Here is a 256-nt window from a genome sequence, read left to right as displayed (position 1 = left end):
ACCGCTTCGAACTGGAGCTCGTAATGACCCTGAATCTGCACCTGAGCGACCTCAAAAAAACATCATGAAAAGTGGCCGACATTGTTCCAGTCATTAGGGGGTTTGTGAACCCGTCAACGACGAATCAATGAAGCCGGGGGTCTATGGCTTGTCCAATGCCGGGCTGGATACGCCGTGGCCCAAGTTGGTCAAGGCCAGGACGGCGCTGAGCGAGATGCTGCACGATCCGCAGCCAGAGGCCTTGCTGGGGATTTTG

Annotated in this window: 1 protein-coding gene; it reads left to right on the top strand. The window is 55.9% G+C overall.

The features are described 5' to 3' along the window. Nucleotides 1-127: 127 nt before the first annotated feature. A partial coding sequence (locus AC0L3U_RS39725) for an NRDE family protein (RefSeq protein WP_473365170.1) occupies nucleotides 128-256 on the top strand: 129 nt, incomplete at its 3' end.

It is taken from the genome of Bradyrhizobium sp. Kon69 (genome assembly GCF_055807515.1).
Note: the sequence above shows the minus strand (reverse complement) of the source record. Positions and strands in the feature narration are given on the sequence as shown.